This window comes from Streptomyces sp. NRRL S-1022, assembly GCF_000720135.1.
GTDB lineage: Bacteria > Actinomycetota > Actinomycetes > Streptomycetales > Streptomycetaceae > Streptomyces.
In genome coordinates, this window is the sequence record NZ_JOIU01000009.1 from 329,508 (window position 1) to 355,973 (window position 26,466).

27 protein-coding genes are annotated in these 26,466 nt (G+C 73.6%); 16 read left to right on the forward strand and 11 right to left on the reverse strand.

Annotated features, from left to right (window positions below; translation table 11 throughout):
* Window positions 1-34: 34 nt before the first annotated feature.
* The 5 genes from folK to IG05_RS0114680 all read right to left on the reverse strand — a co-directional run bounded on the left by folK (window position 35) and on the right by IG05_RS0114680 (window position 4,682).
* The gene (gene folK / locus IG05_RS0114660; RefSeq protein ID WP_030342688.1) at window positions 35-646 is read right to left on the reverse strand and encodes a 2-amino-4-hydroxy-6-hydroxymethyldihydropteridine diphosphokinase; all 612 of its coding nucleotides are present in this window, start codon (window positions 644-646) and stop codon (window positions 35-37) included.
* Window positions 643-1,002, reverse strand: coding sequence for a dihydroneopterin aldolase (gene folB / locus IG05_RS0114665; RefSeq protein WP_030342690.1), 360 nt, complete (start codon window positions 1,000-1,002; stop codon window positions 643-645). Before folB ends, folK begins: the two co-directional genes overlap by 4 nt.
* A gap of 290 nt (window positions 1,003-1,292) precedes the next feature.
* Window positions 1,293-1,823, reverse strand: a complete 531-nt coding sequence (locus IG05_RS0114670) for a nuclear transport factor 2 family protein (protein ID WP_030342692.1) — start codon at window positions 1,821-1,823, stop codon at window positions 1,293-1,295.
* Window positions 1,820-2,752 carry a dihydropteroate synthase gene (folP, locus tag IG05_RS0114675; RefSeq protein WP_030342694.1) on the reverse strand — a complete coding sequence of 311 codons (933 nt, stop codon included), beginning with the start codon at window positions 2,750-2,752 and terminating at the stop codon, window positions 1,820-1,822. Before folP ends, IG05_RS0114670 begins: the two co-directional genes overlap by 4 nt.
* Window positions 2,753-2,867: 115 nt before the next feature.
* Window positions 2,868-4,682 carry a phosphatidylglycerol lysyltransferase domain-containing protein gene (locus tag IG05_RS0114680; RefSeq protein WP_030342695.1) on the reverse strand — a complete coding sequence of 605 codons (1,815 nt, stop codon included), beginning with the start codon at window positions 4,680-4,682 and terminating at the stop codon, window positions 2,868-2,870.
* A gap of 225 nt (window positions 4,683-4,907) precedes the next feature.
* Here IG05_RS0114680 and IG05_RS0114685 point away from each other — a divergent pair, with 225 nt between their 5' ends.
* Complete coding sequence (locus IG05_RS0114685; RefSeq protein ID WP_030342697.1) at window positions 4,908-6,035, forward strand: alpha/beta hydrolase; 1,128 nt, start codon at window positions 4,908-4,910, stop codon at window positions 6,033-6,035.
* Window positions 6,036-6,133: 98 nt separating this feature from the next.
* Entirely contained in the window at window positions 6,134-7,546 is a 1,413-nt protein-coding gene (locus IG05_RS0114690; RefSeq protein ID WP_199808314.1) for a hypothetical protein, read from the forward strand.
* A 78-nt stretch (window positions 7,547-7,624) separates the two neighbouring features.
* Here IG05_RS0114690 and IG05_RS0114695 read toward each other — a convergent pair whose 3' ends face one another.
* Together IG05_RS0114695 and IG05_RS0114700 are read right to left on the reverse strand one after the other, a co-directional pair.
* Window positions 7,625-8,959 (reverse strand): PH domain-containing protein, encoded by a 1,335-nt coding sequence (locus tag IG05_RS0114695; protein WP_030342700.1) that lies wholly within the window; start codon window positions 8,957-8,959, stop codon window positions 7,625-7,627.
* Window positions 8,956-9,471 carry a PH domain-containing protein gene (locus IG05_RS0114700; protein ID WP_030342701.1) on the reverse strand — a complete coding sequence of 172 codons (516 nt, stop codon included), beginning with the start codon at window positions 9,469-9,471 and terminating at the stop codon, window positions 8,956-8,958. Before IG05_RS0114700 ends, IG05_RS0114695 begins: the two co-directional genes overlap by 4 nt.
* 31 nt (window positions 9,472-9,502) lie before the next feature.
* Here IG05_RS0114700 and IG05_RS0114705 point away from each other — a divergent pair, with 31 nt between their 5' ends.
* The gene (locus IG05_RS0114705; protein WP_030342704.1) at window positions 9,503-10,654 is read left to right on the forward strand and encodes an NADH-quinone oxidoreductase subunit D; all 1,152 of its coding nucleotides are present in this window, start codon (window positions 9,503-9,505) and stop codon (window positions 10,652-10,654) included.
* Window positions 10,655-10,677: 23 nt separating this feature from the next.
* Here the strand turns inward: IG05_RS0114705 and IG05_RS0114710 are convergent, their stop codons facing one another.
* Window positions 10,678-11,892: an SAM-dependent methyltransferase gene (locus IG05_RS0114710; protein ID WP_107051350.1), complete on the reverse strand. Its 1,215-nt coding sequence runs from the start codon at window positions 11,890-11,892 to the stop codon at window positions 10,678-10,680.
* A 118-nt stretch (window positions 11,893-12,010) separates the two neighbouring features.
* Between IG05_RS0114710 and IG05_RS0114715 the strand changes: the two genes are divergently transcribed.
* The gene (locus IG05_RS0114715; protein ID WP_030342709.1) at window positions 12,011-13,216 is read left to right on the forward strand and encodes a sensor histidine kinase; all 1,206 of its coding nucleotides are present in this window, start codon (window positions 12,011-12,013) and stop codon (window positions 13,214-13,216) included.
* A gap of 76 nt (window positions 13,217-13,292) precedes the next feature.
* Complete coding sequence (locus IG05_RS0114720) at window positions 13,293-13,964, forward strand: response regulator (protein WP_030342711.1); 672 nt, start codon at window positions 13,293-13,295, stop codon at window positions 13,962-13,964.
* Between the two features lie 66 nt (window positions 13,965-14,030).
* Here the strand turns inward: IG05_RS0114720 and IG05_RS0114725 are convergent, their stop codons facing one another.
* The gene (locus IG05_RS0114725) at window positions 14,031-15,134 is read right to left on the reverse strand and encodes a DUF5937 family protein (protein ID WP_030342713.1); all 1,104 of its coding nucleotides are present in this window, start codon (window positions 15,132-15,134) and stop codon (window positions 14,031-14,033) included.
* Between the two features lie 185 nt (window positions 15,135-15,319).
* On the opposite strand from IG05_RS0114725, the gene IG05_RS0114730 reads away from it, so the two are divergent.
* On the forward strand, window positions 15,320-15,529 hold the full coding sequence (locus IG05_RS0114730) for a hypothetical protein (protein WP_030342716.1): 210 nt from the start codon (window positions 15,320-15,322) through the stop codon (window positions 15,527-15,529).
* Window positions 15,530-15,548: 19 nt separating this feature from the next.
* Here the strand turns inward: IG05_RS0114730 and IG05_RS0114735 are convergent, their stop codons facing one another.
* Window positions 15,549-16,721: a threonine aldolase family protein gene (locus tag IG05_RS0114735; protein WP_234335861.1), complete on the reverse strand. Its 1,173-nt coding sequence runs from the start codon at window positions 16,719-16,721 to the stop codon at window positions 15,549-15,551.
* Between the two features lie 183 nt (window positions 16,722-16,904).
* On the opposite strand from IG05_RS0114735, the gene IG05_RS0114740 reads away from it, so the two are divergent.
* From IG05_RS0114740 to IG05_RS0114785, 10 genes are all read left to right on the forward strand, one after another.
* On the forward strand, window positions 16,905-17,906 hold the full coding sequence (locus IG05_RS0114740; protein ID WP_030342720.1) for a Rossmann-like and DUF2520 domain-containing protein: 1,002 nt from the start codon (window positions 16,905-16,907) through the stop codon (window positions 17,904-17,906).
* Complete coding sequence (panC, locus tag IG05_RS0114745) at window positions 17,903-18,895, forward strand: pantoate--beta-alanine ligase (RefSeq protein WP_030342722.1); 993 nt, start codon at window positions 17,903-17,905, stop codon at window positions 18,893-18,895. The genes IG05_RS0114740 and panC overlap by 4 nt, the downstream gene beginning before the upstream one ends.
* Entirely contained in the window at window positions 18,892-20,589 is a 1,698-nt protein-coding gene (locus tag IG05_RS0114750; protein WP_030342723.1) for an L-aspartate oxidase, read from the forward strand. Before panC ends, IG05_RS0114750 begins: the two co-directional genes overlap by 4 nt.
* 25 nt (window positions 20,590-20,614) lie before the next feature.
* Complete coding sequence (nadC, locus tag IG05_RS0114755) at window positions 20,615-21,601, forward strand: carboxylating nicotinate-nucleotide diphosphorylase (protein WP_030342724.1); 987 nt, start codon at window positions 20,615-20,617, stop codon at window positions 21,599-21,601.
* A 5-nt stretch (window positions 21,602-21,606) separates the two neighbouring features.
* A complete protein-coding gene (locus IG05_RS0114760; protein WP_030342725.1) occupies window positions 21,607-22,404 on the forward strand; it encodes a type III pantothenate kinase in 798 nt (265 codons plus the stop codon).
* Between the two features lie 158 nt (window positions 22,405-22,562).
* Window positions 22,563-23,219 carry a hypothetical protein gene (locus IG05_RS0114765; protein WP_030342726.1) on the forward strand — a complete coding sequence of 219 codons (657 nt, stop codon included), beginning with the start codon at window positions 22,563-22,565 and terminating at the stop codon, window positions 23,217-23,219.
* A gap of 349 nt (window positions 23,220-23,568) precedes the next feature.
* The gene (locus tag IG05_RS0114770) at window positions 23,569-23,748 is read left to right on the forward strand and encodes a hypothetical protein (protein WP_030342727.1); all 180 of its coding nucleotides are present in this window, start codon (window positions 23,569-23,571) and stop codon (window positions 23,746-23,748) included.
* Window positions 23,749-23,916: 168 nt separating this feature from the next.
* Window positions 23,917-24,339, forward strand: a complete 423-nt coding sequence (locus IG05_RS0114775; RefSeq protein WP_078894154.1) for a BlaI/MecI/CopY family transcriptional regulator — start codon at window positions 23,917-23,919, stop codon at window positions 24,337-24,339.
* A gap of 9 nt (window positions 24,340-24,348) precedes the next feature.
* Window positions 24,349-24,882, forward strand: coding sequence for an amino-acid N-acetyltransferase (locus IG05_RS0114780; RefSeq protein WP_030342732.1), 534 nt, complete (start codon window positions 24,349-24,351; stop codon window positions 24,880-24,882).
* Window positions 24,883-25,085: 203 nt separating this feature from the next.
* On the forward strand, window positions 25,086-25,421 hold the full coding sequence (locus IG05_RS0114785; protein WP_030342734.1) for a histone-like nucleoid-structuring protein Lsr2: 336 nt from the start codon (window positions 25,086-25,088) through the stop codon (window positions 25,419-25,421).
* Here the strand turns inward: IG05_RS0114785 and IG05_RS0114790 are convergent.
* The gene (locus tag IG05_RS0114790) at window positions 25,400-26,044 is read right to left on the reverse strand and encodes an SCO3374 family protein (RefSeq protein WP_234335862.1); all 645 of its coding nucleotides are present in this window, start codon (window positions 26,042-26,044) and stop codon (window positions 25,400-25,402) included. The genes IG05_RS0114785 and IG05_RS0114790 overlap by 22 nt on opposite strands.
* Between the last annotated feature and the right edge of the window lie 422 nt (window positions 26,045-26,466).

Consider the following 26,466-nt stretch of genomic DNA (forward strand, 5'->3'; position numbering starts at 1 on the left):
TCGTCGTGGTCTTGATCCGTCTCGACCTTAACGACTACTCGGGCAGCCGGAGTTCCAGGTCCGCGCGCGGCGCCACACCCTCGCGGGTGACACCGGACAGCAGATCGGCCACCGCACCGCGGCCGGGGAGCTGTGCCTGGGGGTCCACGTCGTGCCAGGGCGCGAGCACGAACGCGCGCTCGTGGGCGCGCGGGTGGGGCAGCGTGAGGTGCGGGTCGTCGGAGGTGACGCCGGCGTAGGCGACGATGTCGACGTCCAGCGTGCGCGGGCCCCAGCGCTCCTCCCGGACGCGGTGGAAGGCCTCCTCGACGGCGTGCGCCCGTTCCAGCAGGGACGCCGGGGGCAGCGTCGTCTTCAGGACCACGACCGCGTTGAAGTACGACGGCTGGCTGCCGGGGTCCACGCCCCACGGCTCCGTCTCGTACACCGGGGAGACGGCCTTCACCCGGACGCCCGGGGTGTCCTCCAGGGCGTCGACGGCCCCCTGGAGGGTCTCCAGGCGGTTGCCGAGGTTGGAGCCGATGGAGATCACGGCCCACTTCGGGTTGCTGAGCGTGGTGTCGGCGGCGTCCACCTGCTCGACGACCGAGGCGGGCACCGGCTGGACGGTCGGGTCGCTGTGACCCTGGCGGAAAGGTCGGGTCATACTCGGCTCCGGATGATGGTGACGGTCACGTCGTCGAAGGGGACGGTGATCGGGGCGTCCGGCTTGTGCACGCAGACCTCGACCTCCTGGACCCCTTCGTGCTTCAGGCAGGTCCGGGCGATCCGCTCGGCGAGGGTCTCGATGAGGTTCACCGGCTCGCCCTCGACCACGGCCACGACCTCCTCGGCCACGATGCCGTAGTGCACGGTCTTCGCCAGGTCGTCGTCGGCCGCGGCCGGCCGGGTGTCCAGGCCGAGGACCAGGTCCACGATGAAGGTCTGGCCCTCCTCGCGCTCCTTGGGGAACACACCGTGGTGCCCGCGGGCCTTGAGGCCGCGCAGCGCGACACGATCCACGCGAATCACTCCTGCAATCGTCGGGAACGACCGGCCCGTACCGCGTGCGGGCGGCACACCGGTCTCGGACGAATCTACCTGCGGGCACCGACAGGGCCGGGCCGCGGGGGCGTGGGCGCGGCTCGCTCCCCGCAGGGTTCACCGGGTGTTTCCCCCGGCGAAACCGGTCCTGCCATGGACTGGTAGCCGCTCCTACCCCGGGGAGGTGATTCCAACCACGTCCACGTTGACGTCCACGCGTCGACGTCCACGTCCCGGACCGGGTCCGCGTGCCGGAGGCCCGGGTTGGGTCAGGCCAGGGGGCCGTCGTCCGGGTTGACGCCGTTCACGTGGTCCTCGTCCTCGCTCTCGTCGGTCTCGGCCAGCACCGGGGAGGCGTGGTGGGACCACAGCTTCCAGCCGGAGGGGGTGCGCCGGAACACGTTGGTGGCGACGACGAGCTGGCCGACCAGCGGGCCCAGTTCCGCGCCCTCCTCGGCGGGGCCGCCGCTCAGGATGTTCTCCGTGCAGGTCACCAGCGCGGTGTCGCCGGTCACCGAGACGTGGACATCGGTGAGGAAGAACTGGATGTAGTCCGTGTTGGCCATGATCAGCGCGTACGACCGGAGGACCTCGCCGCGGCCGGTGAGCACCGGCCAGCCCGGGTGCACGCACGAGATCACGCCGGAGTCCGCGGGATCGTGGTAGGTCTCGTCCACGCCCAGGTCGGCGGGGGTCAGCCAGAGGGAGGAGACCTCCTCGAAGTCGCCGCGTTCGAGTGCCTCGTAGAAGGCGGTGTTGGCGGCCTCCACCTGCTCCACGTCGGTATGGGGGGCGCTCACCGCTCTCCTTCCGCCCGGCGCTCGCTGTCCGCCCGGCGCTCGCTGTCCGTCCCGCGCGCGGGGTCCGCCGCGCGCGCCTGCTCCACGGCCCGTGCGACGCGCACCGCGTCCGCCGTGGCGCGAACCTCGTGGACGCGCACCGCCCAGGCGCCGGCGTGCGCCGCCAGTGCGGAGACGGCGGCCGTGGCCGCGTCGCGCTCCCGGGCCGGCGGGGGCGCGCCCTCCGGTCCGGCGAGGACCCGGCCGAGGAACCGCTTGCGGGAGGCGGCGACCAGCAGGGGATGACCGAGGGCGCGCAGCCGGTCCAGGCGGGCGAGGAGCGCGAGATCGTGCTCGGCCTGCTTGGAGAAGCCCAGGCCGGGGTCGACGACGATGCGGTCCGGGGCGATGCCGCCGGCCAGCACGGCCTCCACGCGCGCGTGCAGCTCGTCCACGACCTCGCCGACGACGTCCTCGTAGACGCCCTTGACGTTGCCGCCCTGGAGGAAGCCGCGCCAGTGCATGACGACGAAGGGGGCGCCCGCCTCGGCGACCACCGGGATCATCGCGGGGTCGGCGAGGCCGCCGCTGACGTCGTTGACGAGGGCGGCGCCGGCCGCGAGGGCCTGTTCGGCGACGGAGGCACGCATGGTGTCGACGGAGACGACGACTCCCTCGGAGGCAAGGCCGCGCACCACGGGGATGACCCGCCGCAGCTCCTCGGCCTCGTCCACGCGCGTGGCGCCGGGCCGGGTGGACTCCCCGCCGACGTCGACCAGGTCCGCGCCCTCGGCGACGAGATCCAGGCCGTGCTTGACGGCGACGGTCGTGTCGAACCAGCGGCCGCCGTCGGAGAAGGAGTCGGGGGTCACGTTCACGACCCCCATGACCGCGCACCGGTCCCATGCCGGAAGGCCGGCCACTCGGCCGCGCCCGCTGAGGTTGTTCATACGTTCAGCGTAGGCCCAGGCGGATGCCGGGAACGCGCGGCGGCCCGGGCGGAAGCCCCCGGGCTGGAGGGGGAGGGGCTTCCGCCCGGGCCGTACCATCCGGCGCGTCCGCGGCTCAGGCCGCTCGGACGTCCCGTTCGGTCACGGCGTGCGCGCACGGGCGCCCGGCGGCGGCCCGGCGCCGGCGCAGGAAGCGCGGCATCGGCAGCGCGAAGTTGACGAAGCCCTCCGCCTGCATGGCGGCGAAGCCGATGCGGGGCAGGTCGGAGGAGGCCCGGTAGACCACGAACCGCGGCTCCCAGCGGGGCTGGAACTTGGCGTTGAACTTGTACAGCGACTCGATCTGGAACCAGCGCGAGAGGAACACCAGCAGCCCGCGCCAGGCGCGCAGCACCGGGCCGGCGCCGATCTTCTCGCCGCGCGCGAGAGCCGAGCGGAACATCGCGAAGTTCAGCGAGACCCGGGTGATGCCGAACTTCGGGGCGGCCTGCAGGGCGGCGACGATGAGCAGTTCGTTCATGCCGGGGTCGGCGCTGCGGTCACGGCGCATCAGGTCCAGCGAGGCGCCGTCCGGACCCCAGGGCACGAAGTGGAGGATCGCCTTCAGGTCGCCGTACTCGCCCGGCTCGTCGTCCTGCTTGTGGGCGGTGGCGATCAGGCAGTTCCCGTCGGAGGGGTCGCCGATGCGGCCGAGCGCCATGGAGAAGCCGCGCTCGGTGTCCGTGCCGCGCCAGTCCTCCGCCGCCCGGCGGACCCGCTCCAGTTCGGCCTCGCCGAGGTCACGGATGCGCCGGACCCGGGTTTCGTAGCCGGCCCGCTCGATGCGCTTGACCATCTGGCGCACGTTGCGCATCGCGCGTCCGGCGAGCGAGAAATCCGCCACGTCCACCACCGCCTCGTCGCCCAGTTCCAGGGCGTCCAGACCGGTCTCGCGGGTCCACACCTCACCGCCCGTCTCCGAGCAGCCCATGACCGCGGGCGTCCAGGAGTGGGCCTTGGCCTCGTCCATGAAGCGCTCGATGGCGCCCGGCCAGGCCTCGACGTCCCCGATGGGGTCGCCGCTGGCGAGCATCACGCCGGACACGACCCGGTAGGTGACCGCGGCCTTGCCGCTGGGCGAGAACACGACCGCCTTGTCGCGGCGCAGCGCGAAGTGGCCGAGCGAGTCCCGCCGGCCGTGCTTCTCCAGCAGCGCGCGCAGCCGGGACTCGTCCTGCTCGGTGAGGCGCGCGGCCGGGTGCTCGGGGCGGAAGGCCAGATAGATGGTGGTGGCCGCGGTGATCCAGCCGAGGGCGCCGAGGGAGAACGCGACCGTCCAGGAGGTGTTGCCCTGGTAGTCGACCGGGCCCTCGAAGCCGAACAGGCCGTAGATGACGTGCGTCAGCCGGTCGGCCAGGCTCGGGTCGCCGATCGTCCGGTTCGGGTGGACGCTGACGATGACCAGGCCCAGGGCGACCGAACCGGCGCTCATCAGGACGAAGTTGGCGAGCGCGCGCCACCTGCTGCGCGGGTCCGGCAGCGCCTCGAACTGCTGCCGGTGGCGCAGCAGCGGCACCAGCAGCGCGACCGCGATGAGCACGCCGACGATCGAGTGCCGGTAGGCGAACTGGGCGGCGGCGCCCGCCGGGAGCAGTGCGACCGCGGCCCGCCAGGCCCGGCGCTTGCGGCGCCTCAGCCCGTGCGCGAGCAGCAGCAACAGCACGCCCGCGCTGAGCGAGAGCGCCGCCGCGAAGGGGCCGAACGAACCCGGCAGGACTTCCGCGATAGCGTGCATACGGCTGTGCCGGAAGCGCGGGAAGACGCCCGCGGCGATGTCCAGGGCACCGACGATCGCGGCGGCCCGGCCGACCAGAGCGGGAACGGCCTCGGGACGCGGGCCGCGCAGTATGCGCCGCGCCCGGCTTGATCGGCTCGGAACCCCGCCCGACATTTCCCCATCTATCCTGACAGACATCGCATCCCGTAGTTCTGCGAGAGACCTTGGACCCGGGCCCGATCGGGCGTCCGGCGACATTGCGCCCTCTAGGACGGTGTCTCGGGGAGGGAGGTTCACTCCCCACCGGAAAGTCGGGTCAAAGGCCAAGGAAAGCCCCGGGCAAGCCCGCGCGCCGATGTGCGGGCGGGAACGGGCGGAAAGCGCAGGCAGGAAACAGCCATGGGTCTCACGAGCAACAAAGTGCTGGTGCTGGCGATTCTGATCGCCGTCGTGCTGTTCGTCGGCACGGTGTGGCTGTGGCCGCGGCTGGCGCGCCGGAACTGGCGGGCCGTCGGCGGGCGGGTCGGTCTGCTGCTGTCCACCCAGGTGGCGCTCTTCGCCTCCGTCGGGCTCGCCGCCAACCAGGCGTTCGGGTTCTACGCCAGCTGGGCCGACCTGTTCGGCAAGGAGACCGAACAGGGTGTGGTCATCGACCACTCGGCCCACGGGAGCAGTGGTGGCCCGCTCCAGGTGGTCTCCACCTCCGACGTGCCCGGCGTGCGCGCCTCGCGGCCGGAGATAGGCGGCCAGATCCAGAAGGTCGACATCGTCGGCCGTACGACCCACATCGTCACGCCCGCGTACGTGTACCTGCCGCCGGAGTACTTCCAACCGCAGTACCGCACGCGTACGTTCCCGACGGCGGTCGTGCTGACCGGTTACCCGGGCACCGCGCGGTCGCTGGTGGACAAGCTGAACTACCCGAGCACGTCGCAGCGGCTGACGAAGGACGGGCGGATGCAGCCGATGATCCTGGTGATGATGCGGCCGACCGTGGCGCCGCCGCGGGACACGGAATGCGTGAACGTGCCGGGCGGGCCGCAAGCCGAAACGTTTTTTGCGAAGGATCTGCCGGATGCCGTCCTCTCCCACTACCGGGCCGGCAAGCGGCCGGGCAGCTGGGGCCTCATCGGTGACTCCACCGGCGGCTACTGCGCGCTCAAGCTCGCCATGCACCACCCCTACGTCTACGCGGCCGGCGCGGGCCTCTCGCCGTACTACAAGGCGCCGATCGACCCCACGACCGGTGACCTCTTCCACGGCGACAAGAAGCTGCAGAACCGCGCCGACCTGTTCTGGATGCTCCAGCACGAGGAGGCACCGGACACCTCGCTGCTCGTCACCAGCAGCAAGGTCGGCGAGCACAACTACCAGGCCACGACGCGGTTCATCGAGCGGGTGCAGGCCACGGACCTGACCCGGATCTCGTCGATCATCCTCGAAAGCGGCGGGCACAACTTCAACACCTGGCGGCGCGAGATCCCGCCGACCCTCCAGTGGATCAGCGGACGGCTCACCGACCGTTGACCGGGCGAAGGCGCCGCCGTCCGGTGAAGACCGCGACCCGGCCGGGTTTTTACGGGGCGGGGGCCCATGATTCGCCTACGCGCGGTAAGTTTCTGGCCATGCCACGTGGACGCCACCGCCATTCCCCGCCTCTGCACCGGCTGTTGCCCCCGTCGGCGATCGCCGGCGTCTCCGTCGTCTGCGCGCTGGGTCCCTGGGTGTTCTCAGAGGCCACCGTGCTGCGCGCGCTGGCCGCGGCGGCCGCCGCGACGGCGGTCGCCGGCGCGGTCGTGATGCGCCGCTGGGACGCGCAGGCGGGCAAGCAGGTCGCCGAGCTCACGCGGGCGCGTGCCGGCGACGAGTGGCGGTTCGAGGAACGGGTCGCCGAACTGGAGACCGACCTGGAGGAGTCGCGCGAACTGCGCGCCAAGCTGGAGCAGCGGCTGCGCGCCAAGCGGGCCGAACTGGCCGGCCTGCGCAACGAGCACGCGGCCCTGCTGCGCCGGTACGCCACCGCGGAGACCGAGCGCGCCAGCGCGCTGGAGGGACGGCGGCTGCTGGAACTCGAAGCGGGGGCGCCCGAGCCCTCGTCGTCGCCCGCGCTGCCGCCCGCGCGCAGTTCCGAGCCGGAGACGGCCGGCGCCGGGGCCCCTGCGGGCTCGGCGGCTTCGACGGCCCCGGCTGCCTCGATGGTCTCGGAGGGCGAGCCGGCGGCGTACGCGGTGTTCTCACCCGAGGGCGCTCAGCTCTACCGGCAGGCCCTGACGGCCCTGGTCCGGTTCGGCCGGGAGACTCCGGGCGAGCCCGGGCCCGACGTCGAGCCCGAGCCGGAGCCCGAGCGCGTGGCCGGCGTCGACGCCGAGGCGGAGGGCGTCGAGGCGTCCGAGGCCGAGCCGGACGAGACGGAGCCGGACGAGGTGGAGCCGGACGAGGTGGAGCCGGACGGGGAACCGGACGGAGCGGAAGCCGGCGGTGACACCGACGCCGAGGCCGGGGCCGCCGCGCCGGAGGCTCCCGCGGAGCACGCCTTCGAAGCCGGGGCCGAGGCCGGGGCCGGCGCCGTCGCCAAAGGAGAAGGTGCCCCGGAGGCCGTGACGGACAACGCGGACAACGCGGACAACGCGGACAACGCGGACGGCACGGATGGTGTGGACCACGCGGACGGCACGGACGCCTCCCGTCCGGTCGAGACCGCCACGCCCGCGGGGCAGCCGCCCGCCGGGCACTTCACGGTGCCGACCGCGGTGGCCGTCGTACCGGCGCCGCCCGCGCGGCGGCCGGTGGTCGAGGGCGGGTTCGACTTCTTCGGCACCCAGAAGGGCGCGCCGAAGGCCACGCTGGACTCCGTGCAGAACGAGGACCTCGCCGACGTCGTCGGAGCGGAGGCGCTCGCCGTGCACAAGGCCGAGGCCGAGGCCGGCTTCAAGCCCGCCGACGCGCGCTCCCGGGAGGTCGGCCAGATCATCGACCTGACGGCGCACGACGAGACGGAACAGATCGACGTCCAGCGGCTGCGCAGCGCCGCTTCCTGAGCCACCGTCGGCCGTACGCACCGGGCCCGGTCCCCCCCCGAGGGGGACCGGGCCCGGTGCGTGAGGACGGCGGAGGGGCTAGCCGGTGGTCATCCAGCGGTCGGGGCGGGCGTCGCGGCGGCCCGTACGGGAGCGTTCCGCCTGCTCGTGGAGGAGGCGCGCGGCCTCCTGCGCGTCGCGCAGACGGGCCGTGACCGTCTTGCCTGCGCCCGTGTCGACGTGGACGTCGGCGAGCCCCCAGCGGCGCCTCCAGGGCCCCTGGGTGAGCCGTACGCTCTGCACCTTGGCGTGCGGGACCAGGGAGAGCCGGCGGCGCAGCAGACCGCTCCGGGCGGCGAACACCGCGCCGGTGACCGCGAGCCGGTGCCCGCGCCACCACACCGGCACGCACCACCGGGCCCGCCGCGGTACCCGCGACAGCTCCCGGGGCACCGTCACGCCGGGCAGCACGCGCGCGACGACGGATTCGGCGACCGCGCGCGGGGCGACCGGAATCAGCACCGAGTTCGCGGAGCCGGCCACGTCCAGTTCCACCCGCACCCAGCCGGGCCGCCGCCACAGCAGCGGCTCCACGATCCGCACCGTCTGCACCCGGCCGGGCGGCACCGTCTCGTGCGCCCGGTCGAGCAGCCCGCGGTCGATGCGCAGCCCGTCCGGGGACTCGCTCACCGTCCAGTCGAACTCGGTGACGAACCGGCCCGCGCTGCTCGCGCCGGCCGCGCCGAACAACGGCAGGGCGCTGGCGAGCACCGTCCACAGGTTGCCGGTGACCAGCCACAGCACGGTCGGTACGACGACCGCGGCGCACAGCGAGCCCCAGGTGGCGCCCGTCAGCAGAAGGGAGCGGACCAGCGCGCGCGGTGGCACGTGCAGCAGCACCCGCGCCGGTGCCTCACCGACCTCCCGTGCCGTCTCGGGTGCGAAACCGGCCGCGCGCGCCAGCAGTTCCGCGCGCAGGGCACGGGCCTCCCGCTCGCCCAGGAAGGCCAGCTCGTCCTTGTCGTCGGTGCCGACGACGTCGATCCGCAGCTTCGCCACGCCCGCCACGCGCGCGAGGAGCGGACGGGAGACGTCCACGGCCTGGATGCGCTCCAGGCGGATGTGCGCGGTGCGCCGGAACAGCAGTCCGGTCCGTATGCGCAGCTCGGTGCCGGTGACGGCGTAATGCGTGAACCACCAGGACAGGAAGCCGTAGAGACCGGCCGCCGGTACCAGCACCGCGACGCCCAGCAGCAGCATGGTGCCGGTCAGCCGCGTGAGCTGCTCCTGGGCGCCGCCAGGGTCGTGCACCGCCCAGCCGGCCAGCACGGTGAGCGGCGCCCAGGCACGGCGGAAGGGCGTGACCGGGTGCAGCCGGCGCTCGGTGACGGGCGGGGTCTCCGGTATGCCGCCGGCGCGGCCGGGGGACGTCACAGGCCCGCCGATCGTGCCTCGCCCAGCTCGGTCAGCCGGTCGCGCAGGCGCTCCGCCTCGGCCGGGTCCAGGCCGGGGATGGTCGCGTCGGTCGCGGCGGCCGCGGTGTGCAGCTGCACGGTGGCCAGCCCGAAGCGCCGCTCCAGGGGCCCGGAGGTCACCTCCACCAGCTGCATCCGCCCGTACGGCACCACCGTCTCCTCACGCCACAGCACACCGCGGCTGATCAGCAGGTCGTCGGCGCGCTCGGCGTACCGCCAGGAGCGCCAGTTGCGGCCCAGCAGCCGCCAGCACCAGGCGGCGCACACCGGCGGCAGCAGCGCGCAGGCCGCCCACGCGGGCCCCGCCAGGAGCCCGGGCAGCAGGCCCGCCGCGACCGTGAGCACCCCCGTCCACACCGCCAGCAGCAGCCGGCGCACGCGCAGCAGCCCGGGCTCCAGCGCGCGCCACACCGGCTGTTCCGCCGGCGCTCCGGTTCCGTCCCGGCTCTCCGTTCCGCTCCCCGTTTCCATGGGCCCAGCGTACGTAGGGGAAACTGGGGCCATGACTCCTACGACGGAGACCACGGTCGGTATCGGCGGCGCGGCGGAGAGCACCGACATGGTGCTCAACATCGGGCCACAGCACCCGTCCACGCACGGCGTGCTGCGGCTCAGGCTCGTGCTGGACGGGGAGCGCATCGTGCACGCGGAGCCGGTCATCGGCTACATGCACCGCGGTGCGGAGAAGCTCTTCGAGGCGCGTGACTACCGGCAGATCATCGTGCTGGCCAACCGCCACGACTGGCTGTCGGCGTTCTCTAACGAGCTGGGCGTGGTCCTCGCCGTGGAGCGGATGCTCGGCATGGAGGTCCCCGAGCGCGCGGTGTGGACGCGCACTCTGCTCGCCGAGCTGAACCGGGTGCTGAACCACCTGATGTTCCTCGGCTCGTACCCGCTGGAGCTGGGCGGGATCACTCCGGTGTTCTACGCCTTCCGGGAGCGCGAGGTGCTCCAGAACGTCATGGAGGAGGTCTCCGGCGGGCGCATGCACTACATGTTCAACCGCGTCGGCGGCCTCAAGGAGGACCTGCCGGCCGGCTGGGCCGCCCGCGCGCGTGCGGCCGTCGCCGACGTGCGCTCCCGCATGGACGTCTTCGACGACCTGGTGCTCGGCAACGAGATCTTCCGGGGGCGCACGCGGGGCGTGGGCGCGCTCGCGCCCGAGGCGGTGCACGCCTACGGCGTGAGCGGGCCCATCGCGCGCGGTTCGGGCGTCGACTTCGACCTGCGCCGTGACGAGCCGTACCTGGCCTACGGCGACCTCCAGGACGTCCTGGAGGTGGCGACCCGGAGCGAGGGCGACTGCCTCGCCCGCTTCGAGGTGCTGCTGGCGCAGACCCACAACGCGCTGGACCTGGCCGACGCCTGCCTGGACCGGCTCGCCGGGCTGCCGCCCGGGCCGATCAACCAGCGGCTGCCGAAGGTGCTGAAGGCGCCCGAGGGGCACACGTACGCGTGGACCGAGAACCCGCTCGGGATCAACGGCTACTACCTGGTCAGCAAGGGTGAGAAGACCCCGTACCGGCTGAAGCTGCGGTCCGCCTCCTACAACAACATCCAGGCGCTGACCGAGCTGCTGCCGGGGACCCTGGTGGCGGACATGGTGGCGATCCTGGGGTCGATGTTCTTCGTGGTCGGCGACATCGACAAGTAGGCCGGCCGGCGGGGCCGTGCGGGCTACCGGCCCTCCGGCTCCTGCTCCAGGGGGTCCGGGACGCCGACCGGCTGGAGCAGCCAGCCGAAGTCGCCGAGGCCGCCCGGTGCCGTCAGCTCGGCGGCCTCGCCCGCACCCGCCAGCGCGCGCACATAGGCGGCGGGGTCCGTGGAGGCCAGCGCCAGCGGGGGGCGTGCGTCGGTGAGGTCGAGGGCGCGCAGAGCAGCGCGTTGCGTGAGGAGGCGCGCGGGGAGAAGCTCGCGAGCTGTTCCGCTGGTCCGGTGCGCCGTACTGCGGGGCTCCTGCGCCGCGTCGCGGGGCGTACGAGGTGTGGTGCGCGCCGGGGTGAGGGGCGCATCGGAGGAGGCATCGGCGGAGGTGCGCGCCGTACCGAAGGGCGTGCGCGCCGCGCCGGAGGGCGGGTACGTCGGACCGGGCGCCGCCGCGCACGCGTCCAGGGCGACATGGGCCGTGATGTCGCACGAACCGTCCGGCACCGGTGCCGTCTCACGGCCCTCCCGGAAACCGGTGAGCGTGCCGAACGGGGGGCGCGTATCCAGGGTGTGGGCGTAGTCCACGGCCACCGCCAGTCCCCGTGCCACCCGGTCCACGGCCGCCGCCCAGGCCCGGTCGCGGGGCAGCCCGATCTCCGCCCGCAGGCCCTCCTCGGCCGGCAGCGGCCACCAGCGGGCGAGCCAGTCGGCCGCCGCGCCCGTCACCGGCCCCCCGAGCCGTTCCGAGCCGTCCTCCGCCACGAGGACCAGCCGGGGCACTCCCGCGGAGTCCACCTCCACGACGTCCACGGGCACGTTGTCCAGCCACTCGTTGGCGAACAGCAGCCCGGTGACGGTGTCCGGGAGGTCGCTCCGCCAGGTGATCCGTCCGTCCAGCCCGGCCGGGCGGTCGGCGATCTCCACGGCGTACGTACGCACGCGTGCAGCCACGTCGGCCGGCAGCGCGGCGAGCACCCCGCCGGCCAGCTCGCCCCGCCCCGCGCCCATGTCTACGAAGTCCAGCACCGCGGGCCGGCCGAGGGCCGCGTCGACCCGGCACAGCAGCCGGGCCACGGCCCGCGCGAAGAGCGGGGAGGCGTGCACGGACGTACGGAAGTGGCCGGCCGGGCCCTCGGGGCGCCGGTAGAAGCCGCCGGGGCCGTACAGGGCCGCCTCGGCCGCGGCACGCCAGCCGCGCGGGCCGGGACGCGGGCGGGAGTCCTCCGCGGTCGTCTCATCCGTCACCGCACCAGACTAGGCACACAGATGATCACGGCATCCACCTTGCGGAGTACGCGCGCCGGGTGCGGATCGGCCCTTCGGTTGACCCCTGCACGCATCGGGTTTCCCTACGCTGGGTTACGTGCAGCGCCTCTACGACTTCCTCCGCCGCCACCCGACCTGGGTCGACTGCTTCTGGGCCGTCGCCCTGCTCGGCGTGTCCGCGGTGAGTGTGGTCAACCTCGACGGGGTGCCCGGTCACCACGGGACCATCGCCGAGGGGATGGCCGTGTCCGCCGTCCTGGGCGCCGTCGTGGCGCTGCGCCGCCGCTTCCCGGAGCCGATGCTGCTCGTCGCCCTCGTGGTCGGGCTGGCCCAGCTGGCCCTGGACGTCGAGACGACCGTCGCCGACTTCGCCATGCTGGTGATCACCTACACGGTCGCGGCGGTCGGCGCGCGCTGGGCCTCCCGGCTCGCCCTCGCCGTCAGCCTCTGCGCGGCGGCCGTGGCCCAGATCCGCTGGCCGGCCGAGCAGGCCAGTTTCGCCGGGCAGATCGCCATAGCCGTCTTCCAGACGGTGCCCTTCGCCCTCGCCTGGGTGCTGGGCGACTCGATGCGCACCCGGCGGGCCTACTTCGCCCAGCTGGAGGAGCGCGCGGCCCGTCTGGAGAAGGAGCGGGAGGCGCAGTCGAAGGTCGCGGTGGCCGCCGAGCGCGCCCGGATCGCGCGCGAGCTGCACGACGTCGTCGCGCACAACGTCTCGGTGATGGTCGTCCAGGCCGACGGCGCCGCCTACGTGATGGACGCCGCGCCCGACCAGGCGCGCAAGGCCCTGGAGACGATCTCCTCGACCGGTCGCCAGGCCCTGGCCGAGATGCGCCGCCTGCTGGGCGTGCTGCGCACCGGCGAGCACCAGGAGGGCGGGGAGTACGTCCCGCAGCCCGACGTCGACCAGATCGACGACCTCGTCGAGCAGTGCCGCAGCTCCGGCCTGCCGGTCGACTTCAAGGTGGAGGGCACCCCGCGCCCGCTGCCCAGCGGCGTGGAGCTGACCGCGTACCGGATCGTGCAGGAGGCGCTCACCAACACCCGCAAGCACGGCGGGCCCGACGCGGGCGCGAGCGTGCGCCTGGTCTACTTCGACGACGGTCTCGGCCTGCTGGTCGAGGACGACGGCAAGGGCGCCCCGCACGAGCTGTACGAGGAGGGCGGCGCCGACGGGCAGGGCCACGGCCTGATCGGCATGCGCGAGCGGGTCGGCATGGTCGGTGGCACCCTGGACGCCGGCCCGCGCCCGGGCGGAGGATTCCGCATCAGCGTCCTGCTGCCGCTCAAACCGGCGCACTGACGCAGCGGCGCGCACCTTGTCGACACCTGTAACACCTGTGGCTGAAGCCACCCCACAGCATGACGAAAGAGGCCAGATGACGATCCGCGTGATGCTCGTCGACGACCAGGTGCTGCTGCGCACCGGATTCCGGATGGTGCTCGCCGCGCAGCCGGACATGGAGGTCGTCGCGGAGGCGGGCGACGGCGTGGAGGCCCTCCAGGTGGTGCGGTCCACCTCCGTCGACGTCGTCCTGATGGACGTCCGGATGCCGAAGCTGGACGGCGTGGAGGCCACCCGGCGGATCTGCTCCGAGCCCGAGCCGCCGAAGGTGCTCATCCTGACCACGTTCGACCTGGACGAGTACGCCTTCTCCGGGCTGAAGGCGGGTGCCTCCGGCTTCATGCTCAAGGACGTGCCGCCCGGCGATCTCCTGGCCGCCATCCGTGCCGTGCACAGCGGTGACGCGGTCGTCGCGCCCTCCACCACCCGGCGCCTGCTGGACCGCTTCGCGCCGATGCTGCCCGCCGCCGGCAAGGAGCCCCGGCACAAGGAACTGGAACGGCTCACCGAGCGCGAGCGCGAGGTCATGATCCTGGTGGCGCAGGGCCTGTCCAACGGCGAGATCGCGGCCCGGCTGGTGCTGAGCGAGGCGACCGTGAAGACCCATGTGGGCCGCATCCTGACCAAGCTCGGTCTGCGCGACCGGGTACAGGTGGTCGTGCTGGCCTACGAGACGGGGCTGGTGCGGGCCGGCGGCCGCGGCTGACGGCCGGTCCCGCGCGGGCTCCGGCGCGCCACGCCCGCGCGCGTACGGCACCCGGGCCGGGGCGCTTCAGCGCAGGACGCCCTCGATGAAGTCGCTGCCCAGCCGGGCCACCGCGGACAGGTCCAGCTGGTGCTGGACGTACCGGCCGCGCCGGCAGTCGGTGACCAGACCCGCCTTCTTCAGCACCGTCAGGTGCCGGGATATCTCGGGCGCCGACATGCCGTGCGCGTCGGCCAGTTCGCTCGTGGTGTGCGCGGCGCGCGCGAGGTGCCGGCACAGCCGCATCCGCACCGGGTGCGCCAGCGCCTCCATCCGGCGCGTCAGCTGCTCCACGGACGGGGCCTGCGGCCGGGGGACGCTCGCCGGGTAGGCGATGGAGGGCTGCCAGCCGTACCGGTGCAGCACCATCACGTGCGGCCAGCCGAGGCTGGTCGGCACCAGCACCAGGCCGCCGTCACCGGTGGCCGTGCGGCCCACCAGCAGCTTGTCGACCGTGACGAGCCCGGCCTCCTCGTCCAGCGAGACCGCCCCGGACAGGGACGCGAGGGCCTCGCCGAGGCCCTTGCGGCGCAGCAGTTCGGTCTTGTGCCGGGCGTCCGCGGCCAGCTGGGGCTGGACACGGGCCCAGGTGTCGGCGAAGAAGGCGTCGTCGCAGTCCAGCATCAGCTGCCGGAACCAGGCGCGCACGGCCGGCGGATCGGTCAGCAGACGGCGTGTGAACCGCTCCTGCACGGCCCCGCGCGCGGCGGCCAGCTCCAGGGAGCGCCGGCGCAGCTCCGGGTCGTCCAGCGGGCCGGGTTCCTGGACGTCGTAGCGCAGCTGGCAGGTGAACTCCAGGGCCGCGTTGACGAATTGTTCGTCCGTCAGCTTGTCCAGCTGGTCCAGCTCTTCGGCGAGCGTGGCCCCGGGGACCGCGCGTCCGCCCGGGAGGCCGGCGAACGGGGCGAAGACGTCCGAGAACGTCGTGCGCCACAGGAAGTCCGCCTCGCACAGCCGGTCGGCCAGGCAGGGGTCCAGCCGGGAGGAGACGGCGGTCGCCCAGCCGCGCAGGTCGGGGTGGTGGCCGGGCTCGCTCAGCGCGTGCAACGCCATCCCCAGCTCCGCCAGCGGAGAAGGCACGACGCAGACCCGCTCCGGGGGCAGTCCGGTGATGTCGATGGTCACGCTCATGGCCTCCATCGTGCACCCGCCCACCGACAGTGCCCGCGTGGATTGACGGCAGCCGTCAATCCACGGGACATCGGCGCGGGCCGGGGGGCAGGCTGAGGGCACCGGGGCAGCCGCGGAGCCCGATCGGTCACCGAGCGGTCGGTGACGCCACGTGATCACTCACCGTCCCGAGAAGGCGATCCGCCATGAGCATCACCCAGCAGTACCTCCTCGACACCTACCGCGCCCGTCTGCACGGCGAGCCCGAACCGCCCGCGCCGGGCCGCCACGACCTCGGCCTCGCCCGCGAACTGCGCGACCACCGGCGCTTCCGCGCGGTCGTCGCCGGACGCCCGGCGCGCGGTCGGCTCAGGCGCACGCTGGCCCGCTGGCTGCGCCCCCGCGCGCTCGGTTAACCCCGCCACCCGCGCGCGGTCACGCCGGGTCCGGCAGGCGGTCCACGAAGTCCCGTACGGCCGCACGGACGTCGTCGGCCGTCCACTCCAGGCCGCTGGAACGGACGGCGACCTCCGTGCACGCGAGCCCGGGACCGCCCTCGTCCCAGGCGTCCGCGAAGAGCAGCACCGACGTCTCCTCGCCCTGCCGCACGGCCGCCTCGGCCGCCACGCCGGGCGCGTACGGCAGCCAGACCTGGAACTCGTGGGTGTGCGGCACCTCCGGGTGGACGCGCGCCCAGGGCACCCCGGCCGCCGCGAAGCCCTCGCGCAGCGCGGCGGCCACCACGCGCGCGTGCCGGACGTACTCCGGCAGCCGGGGCAGCTCGCGCTCCAGGCCGATCAGCGCGGACAGGGCGGTCGGGAACTGCTGGAAGACCATGCCGCCGTACCGGTGCCGCCAGGTCTTCGCCTCCTCCACCAGCGTCCCGGGGCCGGCGAGCGCGGCACCGCCGAATCCGTCGAGGGACTTGTAGAGCGAGACGTAGACGCTGTCGGCGAGGCCCGCGATGTCCTGGAGGGGGTGCCCGAAGTGCTCGGTGCACTCCCACAGGCGCGCGCCGTCGAAGTGCACCACCGCGTCGCGCTCCCGGGCCGCCTCGACGACCTCGGTCAGCTCCTCCCACGTGGGCAGCACGAAACCGGCGTCCCTGAGGGGCAGTTCCAGCATGAGCGCGCCGAAGGGCTCCTCGGCCTCGCGTATCTCGGCCGCCGTGGGCAGCCGGCGCCCCTCGCCCACCCGGACCGGGCGCAAGCCGCTGACCTGGCTGAAGGCGTGCCGCTCGTGCACCTCGGGGTGGGACAGGGGGTGCAGGGCCACCGCCGTGTCGCCGGTGCGGGCCGCCCAGCAGCGCAGGGCCACCTGCTGGGCCATGGTGCCCGTCGGGAAGAACGCGGCGGCCTCCGTGCCGAGCAGCGCGGCGATCCGCTCCTCCAGGGCCGCCACGATCCGGTTGCCGTAGACGTCGGCGGGCTCGTCCAGGTCGTACACCTCCTCCGCCGCGTCCATCAGGTGCGCGAGACGGTCGCGGATCGGGCTCCCCCAGCCGGCGCGGGACAGCGCGCGCCGGGACTGCCGCTGTGCCGCCGCGCGCCGCTCCCGCAGCCGTTCGCGCGTCCGCTGTCCGGTGTCCTGTTCAGCCGTGTCGGTCATGCCGTGGATCATGCCGCGCCGGGGCCGGGAGGGCACCGGGGTTTCCCCGCACGCGGGCAACGCCGGCCGCGTGGCGTGACCCACAGCCTGTGGACGGCCGGCCGCCGCCGCACCGGATAGCGTTAACATGACGAGAAATCGTCCGGTACCCAGAGCGGACTGGAACGGGAAGGCCGCCGTCGCGTGAGTACAGTCCACCAGCCAGACCTCAAGGACCGCCCCGCGCGGCTCACCGTCGGCGTCGTCGGCGCCGGCCGCGTGGGCCCCGCGCTGGCCGCGTCCCTCCAGCTCGCCGGGCACCGCCCGGTGGCCGTCTCCGGAGTCTCCGACGCCTCCCGCAGGCGCGCCGAGACGATGCTCCCGGACGTCCCCCTGGTGCCGCCCGCCGAGGTCCTCCAGCGCGCCGACCTGGTGCTGCTCACGGTCCCCGACGACGCCCTGCCCGGCCTGGTCGCCGGGCTCGCCGAGACCGGCGCGGTACGGCCCGGACAGCTGCTCGTGCACACCTCCGGCCGGTACGGCGCGAAGGTCCTGGACCCCGCCCTGCGCGCGGGCGCGCTGCCGCTGGCCCTGCACCCGGCGATGACCTTCACCGGTACGCCGGTGGACGTCCAGCGCCTCGCGGGCTGCTCCTTCGGCGTCACCGCGCCCGAGGAGCTGCGGCTGGCCGCCGAGGCCCTGGTCATCGAGATGGGCGGCGAGCCCGAGTGGATCAGCGAGCAGAACCGCCCGCTGTACCACGCGGCCCTCGCCCTCGGCGCCAACCACCTGGTCACCCTGGTCGCCCAGGCCATGGAGCTGCTGCGCACGGCCGGCGTGACGGCCCCGGACCGGATGCTCGGCCCGCTGCTCGGCGCCGCCCTCGACAACGCCCTGCGCTCCGGTGACGCCGCCCTGACCGGGCCGGTCGCGCGCGGGGACGCCGGTACGGTCGCCGCGCACGTCACCGAGCTGCGCAAGCACGCCCCGCAGACCGTGGCCGGCTACCTGGCGATGGCCCGCGCGACCGCGGACCGCGCGCTCGCGCACGGGCTGCTGAAGCCGGAGCTGGCCGAGGACCTCCTCGGGGTACTCGCCGACGCGGGCCACGCGGGCCCCGGCAGCCGGCGAGGCGACGGCACCGGCGGCACGAACGGCACCGACGGCACCGAGGGGACGAACGGCACCGAGGGGAACGACCGATGACCACCGCCCTGCTGAGCACTGCCGGAGAGCTGCACGCGCGCGTGCGCCACGGCCGCCGCGCCGTCGTGATGACCATGGGTGCCCTGCACGAGGGCCACGCGACCCTGATCCGCACCGCGCGGGAGATCGCCGGCCCGGACGGCGAGGTCGTCGTCACCGTCTTCGTGAACCCGCTGCAGTTCGGTGCGGGGGAGGACCTCGACCGCTACCCGCGCACCCTGGACGCCGACCTGGAGCTGGCCGGGCGGTCCGGCGCCGACGCCGTGTTCGCGCCCTCCGTGGACGAGGTCTACCCGGGCGGCGAGCCCCAGGTGCGCATCACCGCGGGCCCCATGGGCGAGCGCCTTGAGGGTGCCTCGCGGCCCGGGCACTTCGACGGCATGCTCACCGTCGTCGCCAAGCTGCTGCACCTCACCCGTCCCGACGTCGCCCTCTTCGGGCAGAAGGACGCCCAGCAGCTGGCCCTGATCCGGCGCATGGTGCGGGACCTGAACTTCGGCGTCGAGATCGTCGCCGTACCGACCGTGCGCGAGGAGGACGGGCTCGCCCTGTCCAGCCGCAACCGCTACCTCGCGCCGGACGAGCGGCGTACCGCGCTCGCGCTGTCCCACGCGCTGTTCGCCGGCCGGGACCGGCACGCGGCGCAGGAGGCGCTGCGCGCGCGGGCCCGGGAAGTGCCCTCCACGCACGCGCGTGCCGAGGCGCTGAGTGCCATAGGCGAGTCCCGCGCGGCGGCCGACGCGCACGCGGTGGCCACCGCCGCGCCCGGCGGCCCGGCGGCCGTGCGTGCCGCCGCCCGCCAGGTGCTGGAGGAGGCCGCCCGCCTCGACCCGCCGCTGAAGCTGGACTACCTCGCGCTGGTCGACCCCGCCGACTTCACCGAGATCGGCGACGGCTTCACCGGCGAGGCCGTCCTCGCCGTCGCCGCCCGGGTCGGCGCCACCCGGCTGATCGACAACCTCCCCCTCACCTTCGGAGCCGCCTCGTGACCAGCACAGGCATACGACTGCACGCGCCCGCACCCGGCTGGGCCATCTCCGCGGACGTGGTCGTCGTCGGTTCCGGGGTGGCCGGTCTGACCGCGGCCCTGCGCTGCGAGGCCGCCGGGCTGACCACGGTCGTCGTCACCAAGGCCCGCTTGGACGACGGCTCCACGCGCTGGGCGCAGGGCGGCATCGCCGCCGCCCTCGGCGAGGGCGACACCCCCGAGGAGCACCTGGCCGACACCCTGGTGGCGGGCGTGGGCCTGTGCGACGAGGAGGCCGTACGGATCCTCGTCACCGAGGGCCCCGACGCGGTACGGCGGCTCATCGACACCGGCGCGCACTTCGACGAGTCCTCCGAGGGGGAACTGGAACTCACCCGTGAGGGCGGCCACCACCGGCGCCGCATCGCGCACGCCGGCGGCGACGCCACCGGCGCGGAGATCTCCCGGGCCCTCGTCGAGGCCGTCCGCGCGCGCGGACTGCGCACGATCGAGAACGCGCTGGTGCTGGACCTGCTGACGGACGCCGGGGGCCGTACGGCCGGTGTCACCCTGCACGTGATGGGCGAGGGCCAGCACGACGGCGTGGGCGCCGTGCACGCGCCCGCCGTGGTCCTCGCGACCGGCGGCATGGGCCAGGTGTTCTCCGCGACCACCAACCCGTCCGTGTCGACCGGCGACGGCGTGGCACTGGCGCTGCGCGCGGGCGCGGAGGTCAGCGACCTGGAGTTCGTGCAGTTCCACCCGACCGTGCTGTTCCTCGGCGCGGACGCGGAGGGGCAGCAGCCGCTGGTCTCGGAGGCGGTGCGCGGCGAGGGCGCCCACCTGGTCGACGCGGACGGCGTGCGCTTCATGGTGGGGCAGCACGAGCTGGCCGAGCTGGCGCCGCGGGACGTCGTCGCCAAGGGCATCATGCGGCGGATGCAGGAGCAGGACGCCGAGCACATGTTCCTGGACGCCCGGCACTTCGGCGCCGCCATGTGGGAGCACCGGTTCCCGACCATCCTGGCCGCCTGCCGGGCCAACGGCATCGACCCGGTCACCGAGCCCATCCCGATCGCCCCGGCCGCCCACTACGCCTCCGGGGGCGTCCGCACCGACGCCCGCGGCCGGACCACCGTCCCCGGCCTGTACGCGTGCGGCGAGGTCGCGTGCACCGGTGTGCACGGCGCCAACCGGCTCGCCTCCAACTCCCTCCTGGAGGGGCTCGTCTACGCCGAGCGGATCGCCGCCGACATCGCGGCCGCCCACGCCGGCAGCGGCCTGCACGCGCGCGTGCCCGCTCCGGTCCCGGACCCCGGCAAGCCCGCGCACCCGCTGCTCGCCCCCGAGACCCGGTTCGCCATCCAGCGGATCATGAGCGAGGGCGCCGGCGTGCTGCGCTCGGAGGAGTCCCTCGCCAAGGCCGCGGACCAGCTGCAGAAGCTGCACGCCGAGGCCCGGGACGCGCTCCGGGAGAACGGCAAGACCGCCGAGCCCGGCGTGGACACCTGGGAGGCGACGAACCTTCTGTGCGTGGCCCGGGTCCTGGTCACCGCCGCCCGGCTGCGCGAGGAGACCCGCGGATGCCACTGGCGCGAGGACCACGCCGAGCGCGACGACGCCGACTGGCGGCGCCACATCGTCGTACGGCTCAATCCCGACCGGTCGCTGGCCGTACGCACCACCGACACCGCAGACTTCCCCCCTATCCGGTAACAGCGCCCCAGGAGCAGTGACAGACGTGAGCACCGACGACCTTCCCCTCGCCCCGACCGGCGGCTGCGGCGACGGCTGCGCCTGCGGCGCCGAGGGAGACGAGGAAGCCGCAGAGTACGCGGAGTGCGGGCTCGACCCCGCGCTCGCCGAGCTGCTGGCCGCTGCCGGACTCGACCCGGTCGAGGTCGAGGACATCGCCAACGTCGCCATCCAGGAGGACCTGGACGGCGGCGTGGACGTGACGACCGTGTCGACCATCCCCGAGGACGCGGTGGCCACCGCCGACTTCACCGCCCGCGAGGCGGGCGTCGTGGCCGGCCTCCGGGTCGCCGAGGCCGTGCTCTCCGTGGTCTGCACGGACGAGTTCGAGGTCGAGCGGCACGTGGAGGACGGCGACCGGATCGAGGCCGGGCAGAAGCTGCTGTCGGTCACCACGCGCACGCGTGACCTGCTCACCGCCGAGCGCAGCGCGCTGAACATCCTGTGCCGGCTGTCCGGCATCGCGACCGCCACGCGCGCGTGGGCGGACGCGCTGGAGGGCACCAAGGCGCGCGTGCGGGACACCCGCAAGACCACTCCGGGCCTGCGCTCGCTGGAGAAGTTCGCCGTCCGCTGCGGCGGGGGAGTCAACCACCGCATGTCGCTCTCGGACGCGGCCCTGGTGAAGGACAACCACGTGGTCGCCGCCGGCGGCGTCGCGCAGGCATTCAAGGCCGTACGGCAGGCCTTCCCGGAGGTGCCGATCGAGGTCGAGGTCGACACCCTGCACCAGCTGCGCGAGGTCGTGGACGCGGGCGCCGACCTGATCCTGCTGGACAACTTCACGCCCGGCGAGTGCGAGGAGGCCGTCGGCATCGTCGGCGGCCGGGCGCTGCTGGAGGCCTCCGGGCGGCTGACGCTCGCCAACGCGCGCGCGTACGCCGGGACCGGCGTGGACTTCCTGGCCGTGGGCGCGCTCACGCACTCCTCGCCGATCCTGGACATCGGCCTGGACCTGCGCGAGGCGGAGTAACGGCCATGCTGCTCACGATCGACGTCGGCAACACGCACACCGTCCTCGGCCTGTTCGACGGCGAGGACATCGTCGAGCACTGGCGCATCTCCACGGACGCGCGCCGCACGGCGGACGAGCTGGCGGTGCTGCTCAAGGGCCTGATGGGCATGCACCCGCTGCTCGGCGAGGAACTGGGCGACGGCATCGACGGCATCGCGATCTGCGCGACCGTGCCGTCGGTGCTGCACGAACTGCGCGAGGTCACCCGGCGGTACTACGGCGACGTGCCCGCGGTGCTGGTCGAGCCGGGGGTGAAGACCGGCGTGCCGATCCAGTTCGACAACCCCAAGGAGGTCGGCGCCGACCGCATCATCAACGCGGTCGCGGCGAACGAGCTGTACGGCGGGCCGGCGATCGTCGTCGACTTCGGTACGGCGACCACGTTCGACGCGGTCTCCGCGCGCGGGGAGTACGTCGGCGGGGTCATCGCCCCGGGCATCGAGATCTCGGTGGAGGCCCTGGGAGTCAAGGCCGCCCAGCTGCGGAAGATCGAGGTGGCCAGGCCCCGGAACGTGATCGGCAAGAACACCGTCGAGGCCATGCAGTCGGGCATCGTGTACGGCTTCGCCGGACAGGTCGACGGTGTGGTCGGCCGGATGGCGCGGGAGCTGGCTGACGACCCGGACGACGTCACGGTGATCGCCACGGGCGGGCTCGCGCCGATGGTGCTGGGGGAGTCCTCGGTGATCGACGAGCACCAGCCGTGGCTGACGCTGATCGGGCTGCGCCTGGTGTACGAGCGGAACGTCTCGCGGCTGTGAGGCACGGCCGGCGCCCCGCGCGGGTGCCGGCCCCGCCCGTGACACCGGACGAGGGAAACCCGCGCGACACGCGACGTACCGGCATCCGGATTCCTCACTTTTGTCCGATTAGTCGGTAGCTTCGCCGCATGCCCACGCCATACGGATCCCGCGGCGGCATGGCGTTCGGCGTGGAGGAGCTGCGTGTGCTCCGCCGCGCCCTCGCCCTCGCCCTCCACCCCGGCCACGCCTCCGCCGAGGACGTGCAGGACTGCTTCCGGCTCGCCGAGTCGCTCGACGAGGCGATGTGCGAGGGGGCCAGACTGCGCGCCTTCCTGGTGGCCGACCTGGACCGCTACCGGGCCGCCCTGCCGGGCACCGTCTCCGGTTACCTGACCCTCCTGGAGGAGGCGCTGGGGGCCGGGCACCGGCCGACGCCGGACGACCTCGCCGCGCTGCGGGCGCTGCGCGGGAACCCCGCGGCGGCGGCGCTGCTGGACCGCTGCCAGGCGCTGGCCGAGCAGGACGTACGGGCGCGGTTCGCGCAGGGCGCGCGGAAGGTGCCGGCGCCCGCCGTGCCGCCCGCGCGCACGCGCCTGACGGCCCTTGCGGGCGGCGCGGGGGAGACCGGGGTGCGCCAGGGCGCCGGGGAGTCCGGGGAGCCGTCGGAGGCCCCGCAGGAGCCCGTGGAGCCCCGGCCGGAGCCGGCACCCCGCCCCGCGGAGCCGCCCGCGTCCGAGCCGACGGCCCCGAAGCGGCCCGTTCCGACGCCGGGCGAGGTCTTCCCCCGCCGTAAGCCGACCCCACCGGAGCCCCGCCAACTGGCCGCGGGCTGACCCTGGCCGACCCGTCTCCCCCGCGGGGCCCCGTGGCGCGGATCCGCCGCCGACGGCCTCGGGCCCGTGGGGCCTGTGTCTCCCACCCGCACCCCGTGCGGCTTTCGCGGCCGGGTGCGGGTGGCCCACGTGGGGGCGACCTCGCCGCCGGCGGCCTCCGGTCCGCGGGGGCCCGCCCGTACCGCTGGTACTCGTACCGCCCGGGCGGGTTCCGGGGTCCGGTGCGGGTGGCCCCGTGGGGCGGCTTCGCCGTCGGGGCCCCCGTACGGCCGCTCGTCCGCGGCGCGCTTCGCGGCGGTTCGTGTGCCCCCGCGCCGTTCGGCCGGGTCTCCGTGGCTACTCTGGAGGCATGGACTACGTCTCCGCGCTCGTGCCCCCGGTCGTCATGGCCGTGTTCTTCATCGGTGTGGTCAGGGTGATCGTGAAGACCCAGGGCGGGGCCGCCAAGGCCAAGGAGGACGCCGCGGTCGACGCCGCGCTCGCGCGCGTGGAGGGTGCGCGCAACGCCTCCGCCGGTGGCGACGCCTGAGCGGCCCGCAGGCCTCCCGTACATCCCGGCCGGCCTCCGCGTACGACTCCCGGCGCCCGCGCGCTCAGTGAGTCGTACGCCCTTTTTGTTCGCGTTTGCAGTCCTAGCGCACGTCCGGCACGCCATTGCCGGGATCTCCCACTATTGTTCTGAGGTGTGCCTCGCCCATTGGGAGAACTCGAAGACGCGGTCATGACGCGGGTGTGGAAGTGGAACCGCCCGGTGACCGTTCGAGAAGTCCTGGAAGACCTGCAGCAGGAACGCTCCATCGCGTACACCACCGTGATGACGGTTTTGGACAATCTCCATCAGAAGGGCTGGGTCCGCCGTGAGGCGGAAGGCCGGGCCTATCGATATGAGGCCGTGTCGACACGCGCCGCGTACGCCGCCGCCCTGATGAACGACGCCTGGTCCCAGAGCGACAACCCCGCCGCCGCTCTCGTCGCCTTCTTCGGCATGATGAGCGAGGAACAGCGCCAGGCCCTCAGGGACGCCGTACGCATCGTCCAGGGCCCGGAAGAAACCCGGGAAGCCCCCGAAGCCCGGCAAGAGGAGAACCCCGGCTCGGCAGAGGACGCGGCCGGGCGATAGCGTCCGCCCATGTCAGCAGAGCGTCCCGAAGTCCCCGCAAAAGCCATCACCGTCCGGCGGGCCCGGACCAGCGATGTCCCGGCCGTACGCGACCTCCTCGACGCCTACGTCCGCGGCCGCATCCTGCTCGACAAAGCCACGGTCACCCTTTACGAGGACATCCAGGAGTTCTGGGTCGCGGAACGCGACGACAACGCCGAGGTGGTCGGCTGCGGCGCGCTGCACGTCATGTGGGAGGACCTCGCGGAAGTCCGCACCCTGGCGGTGAAGCCCGGCCTCAAGGGCGCCGGCGTCGGCCACCAGTTGCTGGAGAAGTTGCTCCAGACCGCGCGCTGGCTCGGGGTTCGCCGGGTTTTCTGCCTGACCTTCGAAGTGGACTTCTTCGGGAAGCACGGCTTCGTGGAGATCGGCGAGACACCGGTCGACACCGATGTGTACGCGGAGCTGTTGCGTTCCTATGACGAGGGCGTCGCGGAGTTCCTGGGTCTCGAACGAGTGAAGCCGAACACCTTGGGCAACAGCCGGATGCTTCTGCATCTGTGATCGTCATTGCCCCGGTGCCCTATGTCCGAAACGCGCATGTTTCCGGGCGCGCGCGGTCCGCCGGGTCACTCCCGAGGGTTTGTGTTTTTCCGGCAAAAGCGGTTTGCTTTCCGACGTACTGCAGTACTGCATATAACAGGGGCGGCGAAACGGCGGACGCCGCACATCCCCGACCCTCAACGTTATCGATGAAAGGAAATGCGGTGGCACAGAAGGTTCAGGTCCTTCTTGTCGACGACCTCGACGGCGGCGAGGCGGACGAGACCGTGACGTTCGCGCTGGACGGCAAGACGTACGAGATCGATCTCACGACTGCCAATGCGGACAAGCTGCGCAGCCTTCTTGATCCCTATGTGAAGGGTGGGCGTCGTACCGGTGGCCGCTCCTCCGGCGGGCGCGGAAAGGCGCGTGCCGCTTCCGGCGGCAACCAGGACACCGCGGCGATCCGCGCGTGGGCCAAGGAGAACGGTTACGAGGTCAACGACCGCGGCCGGGTTCCCGCGTCCATCCGTGAGGCCTACGAGAAGGCCAACGGCTGATCCCGCCGGTCGGCGGTGTGGCCGGCGCACGCGCGCCGCAGCCGGGCCCGGTGACAGTGCGCTGCCACCGTGTCCAGCAGTCGTACCAAATCGGGAGCGCTCCCCTCGCGCTCCACGGGGGATACGGCCGGCATGGCCGGCATGGCCGGCAGCGAGGCCTCGACCTCGCGTCCGGGCTCAGGGGGCCGCAGCCACACGGCGGCCCCCTGCACGAACTCCGAAGCAGCGGCCGCGGTGGGCGGACGCGGTGCTTCCAGGGTGTCGCCCGATCCCAGGACCCGCAGGTCCAGGCGTACGGCGCCCCACTCAAGCCAGTCCAGCAGCCCGGGCAGCTCCTCCGCGCCGCCCGCGGCCACCAGCAACTCCATCCGCTCGCCCCGCAGGGCGACCGGGGAGCCCGGCGCGAGATGCCGGAGCGCCTGTGCGCCCGCCTCGGCCGGCACGTCCAGCACGTCGAACCGCACCCCCGTGAGCAGCCGCAACGGCCGTCCGGGCACGGTCGGCCACCCCAGATCGTTCTCGTACCAGTGCCGGGCCCGGGCGTCCGGGCCGGCACAGGGACCACCCGTCAGGAGTGCGTCCGGGTCGAGGGGCCGGCGAGGAAGGGGGACCGTGGAAGTCATGGGGACCGTGGAGGTCGTGGAGACCGAGCCAACCATGCCAAGTGAAACGCCCAGCCCCCCTCCAGGTTACGCTGGGTGGCCTGTCGGCTGCGCACGGTGCGGGAGAACGGTGCGCGCGGGGGCCCGGGGAGGCGCGAGGTTGTTCGCCCATAGCGGAGGGAACCGGGGCTTCCCGCATGGAGTGTCAGTCCCTGCGGGTAAGACATGCCTAGTGGGAGGGGGCGACACGCAGGACAGGCCGTCTCACGTTCGCCATCGGCGTACTGGCGACTGGGGTAACTGCCTGGCCTGCGGGAACATCGTCTCGCACCATCGGGTTGGGACAGATGTCGGCGCACACGGTCAGGAGGCCATCGACGGTGTCGGCAGTTGGAATGAGCGGTCCCCGCTTGCGGGACTAAGCTGCGGAAGGACAGGGAGGG

What these genes read in the sequence shown, in the direction of transcription:
- folK (WP_030342688.1), bottom strand. Translation starts at nt 646, where the DNA reads ATGACCCGACCTTTCCGCCAGGGTCACAGCGACCCGACCGTCCAGCCG.
- folP (WP_030342694.1), bottom strand. Translation starts at nt 2,752, where the DNA reads ATGAACAACCTCAGCGGGCGCGGCCGAGTGGCCGGCCTTCCGGCATGG.
- IG05_RS0114680 (WP_030342695.1), bottom strand. Translation starts at nt 4,682, where the DNA reads ATGTCGGGCGGGGTTCCGAGCCGATCAAGCCGGGCGCGGCGCATACTG.
- IG05_RS0114685 (WP_030342697.1), top strand. Translation starts at nt 4,908, where the DNA reads ATGGGTCTCACGAGCAACAAAGTGCTGGTGCTGGCGATTCTGATCGCC.
- IG05_RS0114690 (WP_199808314.1), top strand. Translation starts at nt 6,134, where the DNA reads ATGCCACGTGGACGCCACCGCCATTCCCCGCCTCTGCACCGGCTGTTG.
- IG05_RS0114700 (WP_030342701.1), bottom strand. Translation starts at nt 9,471, where the DNA reads ATGGAAACGGGGAGCGGAACGGAGAGCCGGGACGGAACCGGAGCGCCG.
- IG05_RS0114705 (WP_030342704.1), top strand. Translation starts at nt 9,503, where the DNA reads ATGACTCCTACGACGGAGACCACGGTCGGTATCGGCGGCGCGGCGGAG.
- IG05_RS0114720 (WP_030342711.1), top strand. Translation starts at nt 13,293, where the DNA reads ATGACGATCCGCGTGATGCTCGTCGACGACCAGGTGCTGCTGCGCACC.
- IG05_RS0114725 (WP_030342713.1), bottom strand. Translation starts at nt 15,134, where the DNA reads ATGAGCGTGACCATCGACATCACCGGACTGCCCCCGGAGCGGGTCTGC.
- IG05_RS0114730 (WP_030342716.1), top strand. Translation starts at nt 15,320, where the DNA reads ATGAGCATCACCCAGCAGTACCTCCTCGACACCTACCGCGCCCGTCTG.
- IG05_RS0114735 (WP_234335861.1), bottom strand. Translation starts at nt 16,721, where the DNA reads ATGACCGACACGGCTGAACAGGACACCGGACAGCGGACGCGCGAACGG.
- panC (WP_030342722.1), top strand. Translation starts at nt 17,903, where the DNA reads ATGACCACCGCCCTGCTGAGCACTGCCGGAGAGCTGCACGCGCGCGTG.
- IG05_RS0114760 (WP_030342725.1), top strand. Translation starts at nt 21,607, where the DNA reads ATGCTGCTCACGATCGACGTCGGCAACACGCACACCGTCCTCGGCCTG.
- IG05_RS0114765 (WP_030342726.1), top strand. Translation starts at nt 22,563, where the DNA reads ATGGCGTTCGGCGTGGAGGAGCTGCGTGTGCTCCGCCGCGCCCTCGCC.
- IG05_RS0114770 (WP_030342727.1), top strand. Translation starts at nt 23,569, where the DNA reads ATGGACTACGTCTCCGCGCTCGTGCCCCCGGTCGTCATGGCCGTGTTC.
- IG05_RS0114780 (WP_030342732.1), top strand. Translation starts at nt 24,349, where the DNA reads ATGTCAGCAGAGCGTCCCGAAGTCCCCGCAAAAGCCATCACCGTCCGG.
- IG05_RS0114790 (WP_234335862.1), bottom strand. Translation starts at nt 26,044, where the DNA reads ATGACTTCCACGGTCCCCCTTCCTCGCCGGCCCCTCGACCCGGACGCA.